Below are 13,040 nucleotides of genomic sequence, written 5' to 3'. Positions count from 1 at the left end.
TTTCTTTTGGACAGCATCTCTCGTATATTAAATTTGAAGTTGGTTAGCTTAGCAGATACGTGGAAGGTGATTTCGTATGCCCTATAAATTGAATATTTTCAGCAAAATTTTAATTCTGTTGGTTTTGCTACTGATTCCCATTGTCCTGCTCTACAGTTATACGAATCGAATTACAAACAACGTCGTTCAAGATCAGATTCAATCGTCCAATTTGAACCAACTGTCTTTTTTTATGCACCAGCTGGATGCAGATGTGGAGCGATTAGCGATGTCTCCCGTGATTTTGGGAAGTGACCCCTATGTGAGAGAGTACATCGATAAGAACGATTCACCGGATTATGACATGCTGAAGGAACAATCGCGCATCATCCAAAAGCTTAGCCTGCAAAGTGTCTCCAGTGGATGGGTAAATGAACTCACGATAGCTATTCCCAAAGGAAAGCAAGTGCTATCCTCCAGCATCTTCGTCAATGGTACCGACGCATGGCCTTGGCATAGGCCGATTCAGAGAACTTGGACCTATGAAGTACGTGAAGGTGACAAAGGTATCGGATCGTTCATTAGGGAAGTTAGCGAGCCCATTCGTGCGCAGATTGTGGATCAAACGAATGTGCTTTATCAAGTGAGATTTAGTGTACAGAATATGGTTCAGCTGTTGGATGTGTATAAGAAAGATAAACGAAGCGATCCGTTTTTGGTGGATGATGCGCAATCCTTGATTCTCAACAGCTCTTCCGATTCGTCCATTACGACCTCTATCAGAGAGCAACTAACGGGATCTACACTACCGCTCTCCGGCCAAATGCAAATAAAAATCGACAAGCAGCAGTATTTGGTCAGCTATGTGAAATCAACGCAATTAAATTGGTATTTGGTAGACTATGTGCCCGTTCAGAAAATACTCTCTCCCATTACCATGACCCGCAAATTGTTTTACATATCGATCGGACTTTTGCTCATGTTGAGTGTATTAGCTTCTTTTATCTTGTATCGGAATGTTCAAATACCTATCGGCAAGATGATTCAAAGTGTGCAGAAGGTGAAAAGAGGCGACCTGTCGGCACGCATTGACTACAAAGCCAAGAATGAATTTGATTTCCTCATTCAACGATTTAATGAAATGGCAACGCAAATTCAAGTGCTGGTTGAAGATGTTTATGCGGAGAAAATACGCTCGCGCGAAGCCACTTTGAAGCAGCTGCAGTCACAGATCCATCCGCACTTTCTGTACAATTCGTTATTCTTCATTATCAATTCAGCTGAGATGGATGATAAGGAGTCCGTTGTGGCTATGTCACAAAATTTAGCCGAGTTTTATCGGTATACAACAAGAGTCGAGAAACAAGTCGTTCGGCTGCAGGAAGAAGTGAATTTCGTTATTCACTATTTAAACATTCAGCAACTGCGTATTCATCGGTTAGTGTATGACATTCGTATTCCGGATGACATGTTGAACGAATCGGTTCCTAGGCTAATTCTCCAACCTTTGGTGGAGAACGCCATTATTCATGGCATTGAACGCAGTATGGAAAGTGACCGCATCACCATCAAAGGCGAGCAAGATGGGGACTGGAACCGAGTGATTGTCGAGGACAACGGCCCTGGTCTGAATCAAGAGCAATTCACTCAACTATCGAAACAGCTGGAGCAACCAATGTCCGATGACATTGGCTGTGGTACATGGAATATTCATCATCGGCTATTTTATCAATTCGGAGAAGGATCGGGGCTGACTTTTCAATTAGGAGAAGATGGGGGCATGAAGGCTGTGTTGACTTGGAAGCGTGAGAAGCAGCAGGAAACTCTTCCAGCTGCTCAGGAGAGAAGACCATGATTCAACTTCTCATTGTTGATGATGAAGCGCACGTTGTAGATCGGCTGCACGCCACGATTGACTGGGCGTCGCTGGGCATCGAACAAATTTTCAAGGCTTATTCGGGTAAAGAAGCGTTAGAGCTGCTTGAGCAATTCTCCATTGATATCGTCATTACAGACATTCAAATGCCGGGGATTACTGGCTTGGAGCTGATTGCTGAAATCAAGGACAGATGGCAGAAAACGAAGTGTATTCTCTTATCGGGTTACTCTGATTTCAACTATGCCAAAGAAGCCATCCTTCAAGGTACGGAGGATTATTTATTAAAACCCGTTACAGAGAAGGATTTGCTGGCTACGGTTGGTCGAGTCATGGATAAGCTTCAGAAGGAATGGCAAGAAGTCATCTCCACCCAGCGGCTTACTTACACCTTCAAAGAAAACCTGCCTCTACTGAGAGGAAACTTGCTGAATGATCTCCTTCAGGGACGCAAACTTTCTGAGCAATCGCTCCAAGAGAAAATGCATATGCTGGAACTCCCTGATTTTCATGAACAGACTTGTGTATGTATGATGATTCGACTTGAATCTGACTTCCTTGAATATGATATGGGGCGTCTATCCTTAATGGAATATGCCATCAGTAATATGGTTGAGGAATTATTTGCCGAGAAATTCGATAGCTGGTCTACGAAAGACGCACATGATTATTTGGTTTTCATCATGAAACGGAAGCCGGTTACTACCGAGAAGGAAGACCCTGCTTGGCTTGAACGAACAGCTGCTGTCCTCCAATCCGCCGTGAACAATTATTTAAAGGGCAAAATCTCCATTCTACTCAGCAGTTGGGGGGAGTTTCCTGGTGATATCACAACCTTATATAACTCCTCTCTGAGTGCCTTTCGTAAGCGGATTGGGAGCGAACATGAATTATTAATGGTGCTCGGTGAAGACTCCGCCCAAACCGAGCTTTCCGCTTTGCAGAAACTATATGAACCTCCTACACTCAATCATCTCTTGGAGGCAGCAAGGTGGGAAGATACCGAAGAAAAGCTTTCATTGATTTTCGACGAAATGGAAGCCAAGTTCTCGGAGTCCCAAGAGCACCTGTTGGAGGTTTACTTCTCGGTTGCATCCGCTTTCGCTTACATTGCTCATAAAAACGGCAGACCCTTGCATCAGCTCATTGGCGGGGATTACGAGAAAATGACGGAAGGCATTCCCTTCCGCAGCGTGAACCAATTACGTGAATGGTCCATTCGCTCCTTACATCGGATGATGGAGGATATGGATCAGGAGAGAAAAGATAGCCGGGTCACCCTAATTAATGACATCCGCTCTTTTATTGATCTGCATCTGGCCAGCGATGTCTCCTTGCAATCAATTGCGGATCACGTGTATCTGCACCCTGTTTATGTGTCTAAAATTTACAAATTGGAAACTGGCGATAATCTAAGCGACTACGTCAATCGGGTACGTATGGATAAAGCTTCCTATCTGTTAAAAAACGGTCACGATAAAATTTACGAAATTGCTACGCAGCTCGGATACCAACGTCCGCACTCCTTTAATCATGCTTTCAAAAAGCATTACGGGATGACCCCTCAGGAGTATCGCGATCAATTTTCTTAACCAGAAGGGAGGATGAGCAGCGCTATGCTCAACGTCTTAAACACGTTACATCAGTCCAAAGTTATTGCCATCATTCGGGGAATTGATCTCACGCAGGCGCCCCCTCTATTCGAGGCACTTGCTGCAGGAGGTATTCAGCTTGCAGAAGTAACTTTGAATACACCGGATGCGCTCCAAATCATAGATCATATGCGTGAAAAGTATGATGGCCGCATGATCATTGGAGCTGGGACAGTCCTTAATGCGAGTAAAGCCATAGAAGCCATACAAGCCGGCGCAGAGTTCCTTATATCCCCGAATGTGGATCAAGGCATGATCGAGACGGCACTAGCGCATCAAGTAACTCCGATGCCGGGTGCCATGACACCAACCGAAATCGTGCAGGCCATGAATTACGGCGCTCCGATCGTTAAGCTTTTTCCTTGCTCAAGCCTAGGTCCTTCGTATTTGAAAGAGCTCAAAGGCCCTCTAAATGAACTCAATATCCTCGCAGTCGGAGGAATAACGAAAGAAAATGCGCCTTCTTATCTGCAAGCTGGCGCCTCCTCCGTAGGTATAGGAGGAAATTTGGTAGCGCTTAACGAAATTCAACAAGGTAATTACAGTGCGATTACTAACTACGCCGAGCAGCTCATGGCAGCCGTACGTGCAGTGAACTTTCAAACATTCTAAGGTACAGGGAGAGGAAGTATACCGTGAAAATTACGAAATTAGAACTGTTCAAAGTACCGCCAAGATGGTTGTTTTTGAAAATCGAAACGGATGAAGGCATTACAGGATGGGGAGAACCTGTCGTTGAGGGGAAAGCCGATACGGTGGCAGCAGCCGTAATGGAAATGAGCGACCATATCATCGGGAAGGATCCGATGCGAATCGAAGATATGTTTCAAGTGCTATACCGCGGAGGATTTTATCGTGGTGGCCCGATTCTTTCGAGTGCCATTTCCGGTATTGAACAAGCACTCTGGGACATTAAGGGCAAATTCTATAACGCCCCTGTATACGATTTATTAGGCGGTGCCTGCCGTGACCGCACACGTGTCTACTCCTGGATCGGCGGAGACCGCCCGAGTGATGTAGGCCAAGCTGCTAAGCTGCAAGTCCAAGCTGGCTTCACCGCGGTAAAAATGAATGCTACGGAAGAACTTCATTATATTGATTCGATCCGCAAAGTAGATGAAGCCATTGCCCGCATTGCGGCCGTCCGCGAAGCCGTTGGCAAAGATGTCGGCATTGGCATCGACTTCCACGGTCGCGTTCATAAATCGATGGCCAAAATCATCGTAAAAGAGCTCGAACCCTATCGCCCAATGTTCATTGAAGAGCCCGTTCTGCCTGAAAACAATGAGGCACTGAAGGAAATCGCTCGCTATACGTCGTGTCCCATCGCCACAGGAGAACGTATGTATACGCGTTGGGGCTTTAAAGAACTACTCGCCCAAGGCATCGTGGACATCATTCAACCGGATCTTTCGCATGCTGGAGGTATCTTAGAAACCCGCAAAATCGCCGCAATGGCTGAGGCTTATGACATTGCCATCGCACCGCATTGCCCGTTAGGTCCGATAGCTTTAGCTTCTTGTCTGCAGCTGGATACTTGTTCGCCTAACGCGTTCATTCAGGAGCAAAGCCTGGGCATTCATTATAATCAAGGCAGCGATCTGCTGGATTATTTGAAAGATCCTTCCGTGTTCCAATATGAAAATGGCTTCGTGAAGAATTTAACCGCTCCCGGTCTAGGGATCGAAATCAACGAAGACAAGGTCCGCGAAATGGCGGCCATCGGGCACAATTGGAAGAATCCAATTTGGCGTCAAGAGGATGGTACAGTGGCGGAGTGGTAGGAGAGGGAGTTTACCTCTAGCAAGCACAACAAGTACAAATAAGTCGTCCTTCAATTCCTGAGGAATTGTGGGACGACTTATTTTGTTGGAATGAGACTTGAAGGCCTTGCGAAGAATCAAACATCGACGAGCGCGCGCAATAGATGGAAAACCTCCAGTTAAATTCTTCGCAATTCCGCCAAATTGCAGATTAACTGGAAAAACTCCATCTATTTCAGCCGAAAATCCCTATTACACGGAATATGGCTCATTTTAACTGTAGAAACTCCAGTTAATTTCGCAAAAAGAACCATTTAGGCTAAATTAGCTACAGGAAATCCAGTTGTTCCATTTGCAGATCGGCTAAATGACATGGAACACGTTTGTGTGATGGAAAGCCTATATCTACGGCTTAAGCCTCCAGCGGATGAACCGCCTCATGGAGCATCTGCTCCAGCTCGGCTGCATAAGCCGCTGTTTGCGCTTCGCTCCAGCCGAAGCGCTCCGCCAGGAAGGCCGTCGCCGCAGCCTTCCACTGCCTTGCCCACGCGATGTCGAAGAAGAGGGCGCCCGTACGGCGGATGAAGAAATCCGCCGGCTTCACGACCATCTCGCGCTCGATCGCGTACACGAGCGCAGCGAGCACCGCGGCAGGCATACCACGCCGCTCCGCCTCACCCCTGTGCTGCTCCAGCAGCGCGAATACGGTGTCCACGTTGGACCCGTATCGCTGTGCGAGCAGCATCGCCTCAGGCTCGGTCAGCCCCAGCCGCAGGCCTTGGCTGACCTTGCTGCGCAAGAACGGCGCCAGCTGCGCGGAGCCGCCCACATCGCCGCCGGATATCGGCAGCGTCTTCGTGCTGCTCGGCGGGAGCGCCGCCGAGACCTTGCCCTCCGCCACTAGCATGGCGGCGATCTGATTCACGACCGACTCCGCCATTTTGCGGTAGCCGGTCAGCTTGCCCCCGGCCATCGAAATGAGGCCGGATGCCGACACGAAAATTTCGTCGCGGCGCGAAATTTCGGAAGGGTCCTTGCCCTCCTGATGGATCAGCGGGCGGAGCCCGGTCCAGCTCGATTCAACGTCTACCTCCGTCAACCCGAGGGACGGAAACATCTCGTTCGCGGCACGCAGCACGTAGGCGCGATCAGCCAAAGTAATACGGGGATTCGCAATATCCCCCTTGTAATTCGTGTCGGTCGTGCCGACATAGGTTTTGCCATCGCGCGGGATCGCAAACACCATCCGCCCGTCCGGCGTATCGAAATAGATCGCCTGCCCCAGTGGGAATCGGCTCTGATCAAAAACCAAATGCACCCCTTTGGTTAAATGCAACGTTTTCCCCTGCTTCGAGCGGTCCATTTCGCGAAGGGTATCCACCCACGGCCCAGCGGCATTGACAATTTTGCTCGCATACAGCGTGTAGGAAGCGGTTTGATCTTTCCCTTCTTTCCCCTCGTTCCCGCCAACTTCCGCCAGTTGATCCACAACCCGCACCCCAACCAGCGTGCCATCCTTCACGATCAATTCCTCAACCTTGGCATAATTCACCGCCATCGCGCCGAGCTCCACTGCTTTTTTCATAACTTCAATGGTCAGCCGCGCATCATCCGTACGATACTCCACATAGTAACCGCCGCCTTTGAGATCCTTCTTCTTAAGCAAAGGTTCGTGCTGTAAAGTCACGTTAGGGCTGAACATTTTGCGTCGTTCCGAACGCTTGACCCCCGCCAAGAAATCGTAAACTCTTAAGCCGAGTGACGTAGACAGCTTACCGAAAGTCCCGCCTTTATAGAAAGGCAGCAGCATCCACTCTGGTGTCGTCACATGAGGGCCATTTTCATACACAATCGCCCGTTCCTTACCTACTTCTGCTACAACTTTTACGTCCAGCTGCTTCAAATACCGCAGTCCACCATGCACCAATTTCGTCGAACGGCTCGATGTTCCCGAAGCAAAGTCCTGCATCTCAATCAACGCAGTGCGAAGTCCGCGACTTTGCGCATCAAGCGCGATACCCGCGCCGGTAATCCCTCCCCCGATCACGATCACATCGAATTGTTGCTGCGCCATCGCTTCCAGCGTCTCTTTTCTTTTTAAACCACTGAATTGTTTATGTTGATCAACCCGTTTATGTTGTCCAGCTTCCATTATTCCTGTCGTCATGCCAATCTCTCCCTTTTTATGAATATGAAAAAACCACAACATACCTATCACGTTTGCACGTTAAGGTCCGCTGTGGTTTCTCCTAGTCTCCAACCGAATATGAACTTGTTAGGTGTAGTATAACACTGTATGCATTTATTTAAAAGCGATTGCGGCATTTACCGCCTTTTTCCACCCGCTGTATAACTTTTCTTGCAAATCTGCTGCCATTTCCTGCTCAAAAGCCCGATCCACCTGCCACTGCGCCGCGATTTCCGCCTGATCCTGCCAGAAACCAACCGCTAGACCAGCCAAATAGGCCGCCCCTAACGCTGTCGTTTCATTGATAACCGGACGCTCAACCGTGACACCCAGCATGTCGCTTTGGAACTGCATGAGGAAGTCATTTTTCACCACACCGCCGTCTACCCGCAGCTTCGTTAGCTCAATGCCTGAATCATCTTCCATCGCTTGCAACACGTCTTTCGTCTGATACGCAAGAGATTCTAAAGTTGCCCGGATAAAATGCTCCTTCGACGTCCCCCGTGTCAGCCCAAAAACCGCGCCCCTCACATCGCTATCCCAATAAGGCGTCCCCAGTCCGACAAAAGCAGGAACCACATACACACCATCGGTCGATACGACGCGTTTGGCGTATTCTTCGGAATCCTTCGCAGATTTAATCATTCGCAGCCCATCACGCAACCATTGGATCGCCGAGCCCGCCACGAAAATACTGCCTTCCAGCGCATACTCAACCTTCCCGTTCAAGCCCCAAGCTATAGTAGTCAAAAGGCCGCTGCGCGACGGAATCGCATGATTCCCTGTGTTCATCAGCATGAAGCAGCCTGTGCCGTAGGTGTTTTTGGCCATCCCTTTTTCGAAACAGGCTTGGCCGAATAAAGCCGCCTGTTGATCCCCAGCCGCGCCCGCAATCGGAATCGCCGCACCAAAGAATAAGCTTTCCTGGGTATGCCCATACACCTCGGACGAAGATCGAACCTCTGGCAACATCACTGCGGGAATGTCCAAATGCCCCATCAGCTCCTCGTCCCACTTCAACTCGTGAATATTGTAAATGAGCGTGCGCGAAGCGTTCGAATAATCCGTAACATGCGCTTTGCCGCCCGTCAGCTTCCAGATGATCCACGTATCCATCGTGCCAAAAAGCAAATCCCCCTGCTCCGCTTTCGCTCTAGCACCATCAACGTGGTCGAGAATCCATTTGATTTTGGTCGCCGAGAAATACGCATCAATCAGCAACCCCGTCCGCTCACGAAACAGGTCGTTAAGCCCCTGCGCCTTGAGTTCTTCACAAATATCTGCCGTCTGGCGAGACTGCCATACAATGGCATGGTACACCGGCATCCCCGTATGCTTATCCCACACTACTGCCGTCTCTCGCTGGTTCGTGATGCCGATTCCAGCAATCTCCGTAGGCTGCACCCCTGTCTCAGATAGAAGCGTTGCGATCACACTTTGAATCGACAGCCAAATTTCGTTCGCATCATGCTCTACCCAGCCTGGCTTCGGAAAATACTGCCTAAATTCCTGCTGAGAGGTATGCACGATACTTCCTTTTTGATCAAATAAAATCGCTCTAGAACTCGTTGTCCCCTGATCAAGGGAAAGGATATATGAGGGCTTGGATTCCGTTGTTGTCATTGATTATGCCTCCTTGTCACGCCATCGTAATGCTGCCAAAGCTCATGGTTCGAGGTCGTCACCGCTGTCGCACCTGCTGCGAGCGCCTGTTCCACATCATCAATGGAACGGATCAATCCGCCTGCAAAAATCGGAATACCCGAACGCTCCTTCACCTCTTTGATAATGTGCGGAATGACACCCGGCATAACCTCGATATAATCCGGCTGCGTGCGTTCGAGCAGGGTGTAGCTTTTATCCAGCGCCGAGCTATCCAACAGAAAAAGCCGTTGAATCGCGAGCAAGCCATTCTGCCTTGTCTTCGTAATCACATTACCGCGCGTCGAAATGATCCCCGCAGGGCGAATGCTTTGGCACAGAAATTCAGCCGCGAACTCGTCGTTTTTCAGCCCCTCGATCAAATCCGCATGCAACAGCATCTTCTTCCCATGGGCTCGGCCTAGGTCCACAATGCTTTTGAGCTGACCAATATGACTGTCGAGCAGCACGATATACGTGTACGACGACTTCATGAGCTTCTCTAAATCCTTCATCTTACGGATGGCTGGTAAAATACACTGCTCCTGCAGCAACATGCGCTTCACCTCGATTTTCTGAACTTCTGAACATGACCGCCATGACAAAAAGACTCACCAAGATTTGCCTCCAATATTCAAAGGGCAATCCGAGTGAGTCTCCTGTTCTCCGTCACATGTTATTAACTTACCTGTATTTTACTCAAAGGAGGGACGCCCTGTCAATGGTCGATAGCTGCACCCCAAGCTTAATTGGATAAGGCCTTTCTCACTGCTAAAATATACTTCGACTGATCGAGCGGATTAACACCGCGCCGCTTACGTTCGGCATGAACATCTGGCGGACTTGGCTGATAGCCTGCAAAAGAGGACGTAATCACGCCGCGCCCACCCGACATGGCGCTTAGTTTCACGGGATATTCGAGCGACGTTGCCACTGGGAGCCGCCCTTCTAGGACGAATCGGCCTCCCGCTATGCTAGGCGCATCGAAGCTCGCCCGCATCTGCACAAGGTCGCTAAGCACCTTGCCGCCGAACTCTTCCGGCACAGTGATGCGTACTTGCAGCATCGGCTCCAGCAACGTCGTGCCCGTCTGCGCGAGCCCTTGCATGATGCCCATCGGCGTCGCAACGGCAAAATCGAGCGGATGGGTGTGCCACACGTGGTGTTCCCCCTCCACCAACGTCACCTTTATATCGGTGACTTCCCAACCGAAGAGCCCCTGCTGCAGCGCCTCCGGCACGCGGCGCGCCACCTCGTTCTGGTACTGCACGAGCAGCTGCTCGCCGCGTACCTGAGACTCGTATACGAGCCCGGTGCCTGGGCTACCTGGCTCGATGCGAAACCGTAAGATCGCCCAGCACGGCTTGGGCATCGTATAAGCTATGAAGCCTTCGCCCGCTTGCGAAGGCGTTTCTTTATAGATAACGGAAGGTTGATCGAACCTTACCGCGAGGCCGAAGCGCGAGCTTAAGAGACTCGTCAGAATCTCCAGCTGGATCGCGCCCATGACTTTGACGTGCAGCTCACGCTCGTCCTGCAGCCACTGCAGATCGAGCAGCGGATCTTCGTCCGTGAGCTCCTGCAAAGCGGCGACGAGCGCCGGATACTGCGCATCGCTCTCGGCGTGCACTTGCACGGTCAGCAGCGGCACCGCCATGCGCGGCGCAGCCGGCACGCTGTCCGGGCGGCCGAGCACATCGCCGATCCGCACCTGCGTCAAGCCGCAAACAGCCGCGATGTCGCCCGCTGCGACCACGCCGAGATCTTCGGCTTTGCGCCCGTCGATGCGGCGAATCTGGGTCACCTTCTCCTCCACGCCCTGCGTGGCATTGACGACGGTGTCCCGGTTACGAATCATCCCCTCGTAGAGGCGGACGTACGCCATGCGCCCCATGGTCTTGTCGCGCTCGACCTTGAACACCACGGCCGACAGCGGCTGCTCCGCATCGCCGCGCGGCTCAGGCAAGTAATCGAGGATCGCTGCGAGTAGCTCCTCTATGCCTATTGCTTTGCTGGAGGCTCCGACCAGCAAAGGGAAAGCCTCCCCCTGCCGCGCGTAACGCTGCAGGGTGCTTTTGACGTCGTGCGCCGCGATAGGCGCACCTTCAATATAGCTCGTGAGCAGCGGCTCATCGAGCTCGGAAAGCTTTTCGACCGCGGCTGCGAGGTCGAATCCTGGGAGCGCGCTGACTGCGGGCGCGTCGTCCAGCACGTTCCGCGCGCCGCGGAACGTGTCCTCAAGGCCTAGCGGCGCATAGATCGGCACCGCCATCCCCGTGAGCTGCTTATGAATCTCTTGCAAGACGCGTTCAGGGTCTGCGCCGACACGATCTAATTTATTCATATAGAGCAAAGTCGGAATACGAAGCGATTGCAGCGCATGCCAGATCATTTCCGTCTGGGACTGCACACCCTCCACCGCAGAAATAATCAGGATCGCTCCGTCCATTACACGCAAGGAGCGCTCTACCTCCGACAAGAAATCGACGTGACCTGGCGTATCTACCAGATTGATCCATGTATTTTGCCACACTAGACTTGTCGTTGCGCTGCGAACCGAAATCCCCCGCTCACGCTCCACGTCCAGAGAATCCGTCTGTGCCGTCCCGCTATCTACACTGCCTAGCGCGCGAATACGCCCGCTCAGATATAGCAAATGCTCCGTAGTTGTCGTCTTCCCCGCATCAACGTGCGCAAATATCCCCACGTTCCTTCTCGACGCTATACGTTTCTCCTCTGTCATCCCAGCTCCGGCCCCTTTGGCTTTCATTCTTTCTTCTATTATACTCAAAGAGAGTCAATTTGGATAAGCCACCCAATTCTCTCATCCTGAGAGGATATGTAGCGAGAATGCGCCGTTTTGGACATGATTTTCAGAGGAGGAATTGTTATGCACCAGCCTACCGTGCCTACTACAACCATTAAACTTCATAACCAGCACCCTGCCATCATCGCACTATCTCAAGCTGACCCGAAACTAGCCCGTCTAATCGAACTCATCGGCGAGCTCACACTTACACCCAGCTTTCGTCCCTATGAGTCTCTCGTCATGTCGATTATTTCTCAACAACTCTCGGCCAAAGCCGCATTAACCATCAAAACGAGAGTTAAACACATTATCCCCTCCATTACGCCAGAGGACGTTCTAGCTACAGATGAGGAAGCCATTCGTCAATGTGGGGTCTCGTATCCCAAAATCCGCTACATCCGCGACCTCAGCGCCAAGGTGCTAAGCGGTGAAGTCATGCTGGATCAGCTGCAGGATGTAGATACCGCAGAACTTCTGAAGCAGCTGACTAGCGTCAAAGGGATCGGCGTCTGGACCGCTGAAATGTTTCTCCTCTTTACCCTAGGCCGACCAGACATTCTATCGCTCGGCGATGCCGGTCTGCAGCGTGCAGCCCGTTGGCTGCATGCGCTACCCGAGCGCCCGGATAAAAACTACTTAGCCGTCGCCGCCAAAGGCTGGGCACCTTATCGCAGCTTCGGCTCCCTCTATTTGTGGCGCGCCATTGATACAGGCCTCGTTGATTCTGGCCTGCCAGTGGAAGCTTGTGAAAAACCGATGCAGGCGTAGAGATGCTTAGCTCCTACTGAATCTGGGGGAGTGACGGGACCAAGCTCGCTTCCCCAGGCATGCAAAAAAAGCGCAAGCCGTCCAAAAGGACATACGCTCGCGCTCATGCTCACACTAACACTAACCCTCACTAGCTCGCTTTCGCTTGCTGCAATTGCTAATATTAGCTACTCTAACTAACCTTCTCACCTTACTTCAAACACCAAATAGCTACATCTACTGCTACTTTTACCTAACACATCTACGTCTATATCTATTTTCTACTTCTTATTACTGATCCCTCTGCTCTACCACATCTGCTACTACCTCTACCTCAACCATCCAAACTTCCCTCACAGCTGCCCCCCGACGCACATCAACAAAT

Annotated in this window: 9 protein-coding genes; 5 read left to right on the top strand and 4 right to left on the bottom strand. The window is 50.8% G+C overall.

Annotation, left to right across the window (positions count from 1 at the left end; genetic code table 11):
- Window positions 1-76 precede the first annotated feature (76 nt).
- The 4 genes from ACSQ8O_RS02355 to dgoD are packed head-to-tail and all read left to right on the top strand — an operon-like array spanning window position 77 to window position 5,291.
- A complete protein-coding gene (locus ACSQ8O_RS02355) occupies window positions 77-1,834 on the top strand; it encodes a sensor histidine kinase (RefSeq protein ID WP_436240314.1) in 1,758 nt (585 codons plus the stop codon).
- Window positions 1,831-3,447 carry a response regulator transcription factor gene (locus ACSQ8O_RS02350; RefSeq protein WP_436240313.1) on the top strand — a complete coding sequence of 539 codons (1,617 nt, stop codon included), beginning with the start codon at window positions 1,831-1,833 and terminating at the stop codon, window positions 3,445-3,447. The genes ACSQ8O_RS02355 and ACSQ8O_RS02350 overlap by 4 nt, the downstream gene beginning before the upstream one ends.
- Window positions 3,448-3,471: 24 nt before the next feature.
- Window positions 3,472-4,119, top strand: a complete 648-nt coding sequence (locus tag ACSQ8O_RS02345) for a bifunctional 4-hydroxy-2-oxoglutarate aldolase/2-dehydro-3-deoxy-phosphogluconate aldolase (RefSeq protein WP_436240312.1) — start codon at window positions 3,472-3,474, stop codon at window positions 4,117-4,119.
- 23 nt (window positions 4,120-4,142) lie between these two features.
- The gene (gene dgoD / locus ACSQ8O_RS02340; RefSeq protein WP_436240311.1) at window positions 4,143-5,291 is read left to right on the top strand and encodes a galactonate dehydratase; all 1,149 of its coding nucleotides are present in this window, start codon (window positions 4,143-4,145) and stop codon (window positions 5,289-5,291) included.
- A 391-nt stretch (window positions 5,292-5,682) separates the two neighbouring features.
- Here dgoD and ACSQ8O_RS02335 read toward each other — a convergent pair whose 3' ends face one another.
- From ACSQ8O_RS02335 to ACSQ8O_RS02320, 4 genes are all read right to left on the bottom strand, one after another.
- A complete protein-coding gene (locus ACSQ8O_RS02335; protein ID WP_436240310.1) occupies window positions 5,683-7,437 on the bottom strand; it encodes a glycerol-3-phosphate dehydrogenase/oxidase in 1,755 nt (584 codons plus the stop codon).
- A 135-nt stretch (window positions 7,438-7,572) separates the two neighbouring features.
- The gene (glpK, locus tag ACSQ8O_RS02330; protein WP_436240309.1) at window positions 7,573-9,081 is read right to left on the bottom strand and encodes a glycerol kinase GlpK; all 1,509 of its coding nucleotides are present in this window, start codon (window positions 9,079-9,081) and stop codon (window positions 7,573-7,575) included.
- Entirely contained in the window at window positions 9,078-9,656 is a 579-nt protein-coding gene (locus ACSQ8O_RS02325; protein WP_436241927.1) for a glycerol-3-phosphate responsive antiterminator, read from the bottom strand. Before ACSQ8O_RS02325 ends, glpK begins: the two co-directional genes overlap by 4 nt.
- A gap of 188 nt (window positions 9,657-9,844) precedes the next feature.
- The gene (locus ACSQ8O_RS02320) at window positions 9,845-11,842 is read right to left on the bottom strand and encodes a GTP-binding protein (protein ID WP_436240308.1); all 1,998 of its coding nucleotides are present in this window, start codon (window positions 11,840-11,842) and stop codon (window positions 9,845-9,847) included.
- A gap of 147 nt (window positions 11,843-11,989) precedes the next feature.
- On the opposite strand from ACSQ8O_RS02320, the gene ACSQ8O_RS02315 reads away from it, so the two are divergent.
- On the top strand, window positions 11,990-12,676 hold the full coding sequence (locus ACSQ8O_RS02315) for a DNA-3-methyladenine glycosylase family protein (RefSeq protein WP_436240307.1): 687 nt from the start codon (window positions 11,990-11,992) through the stop codon (window positions 12,674-12,676).
- Window positions 12,677-13,040: the final 364 nt, after the last annotated feature.

Source organism: Paenibacillus sp. LjRoot56, from assembly GCF_964253335.1.
Lineage (GTDB): Bacteria > Bacillota > Bacilli > Paenibacillales > NBRC-103111 > Paenibacillus_E > Paenibacillus_E allorhizoplanae.
Note: the sequence above shows the minus strand (reverse complement) of the source record. Positions and strands in the feature narration are given on the sequence as shown.

Excerpts from the sequence above, each read along its gene's own strand:
- ACSQ8O_RS02355 (WP_436240314.1), top strand. The coding sequence starts at position 77 with ATGCCCTATAAATTGAATATTTTCAGCAAAATTTTAATTCTGTTGGTT.
- ACSQ8O_RS02350 (WP_436240313.1), top strand. The coding sequence starts at position 1,831 with ATGATTCAACTTCTCATTGTTGATGATGAAGCGCACGTTGTAGATCGG.
- ACSQ8O_RS02345 (WP_436240312.1), top strand. The coding sequence starts at position 3,472 with ATGCTCAACGTCTTAAACACGTTACATCAGTCCAAAGTTATTGCCATC.
- ACSQ8O_RS02335 (WP_436240310.1), bottom strand. The coding sequence starts at position 7,437 with ATGACGACAGGAATAATGGAAGCTGGACAACATAAACGGGTTGATCAA.
- glpK (WP_436240309.1), bottom strand. The coding sequence starts at position 9,081 with ATGACAACAACGGAATCCAAGCCCTCATATATCCTTTCCCTTGATCAG.
- ACSQ8O_RS02325 (WP_436241927.1), bottom strand. The coding sequence starts at position 9,656 with ATGTTGCTGCAGGAGCAGTGTATTTTACCAGCCATCCGTAAGATGAAG.
- ACSQ8O_RS02320 (WP_436240308.1), bottom strand. The coding sequence starts at position 11,842 with ATGACAGAGGAGAAACGTATAGCGTCGAGAAGGAACGTGGGGATATTT.
- ACSQ8O_RS02315 (WP_436240307.1), top strand. The coding sequence starts at position 11,990 with ATGCACCAGCCTACCGTGCCTACTACAACCATTAAACTTCATAACCAG.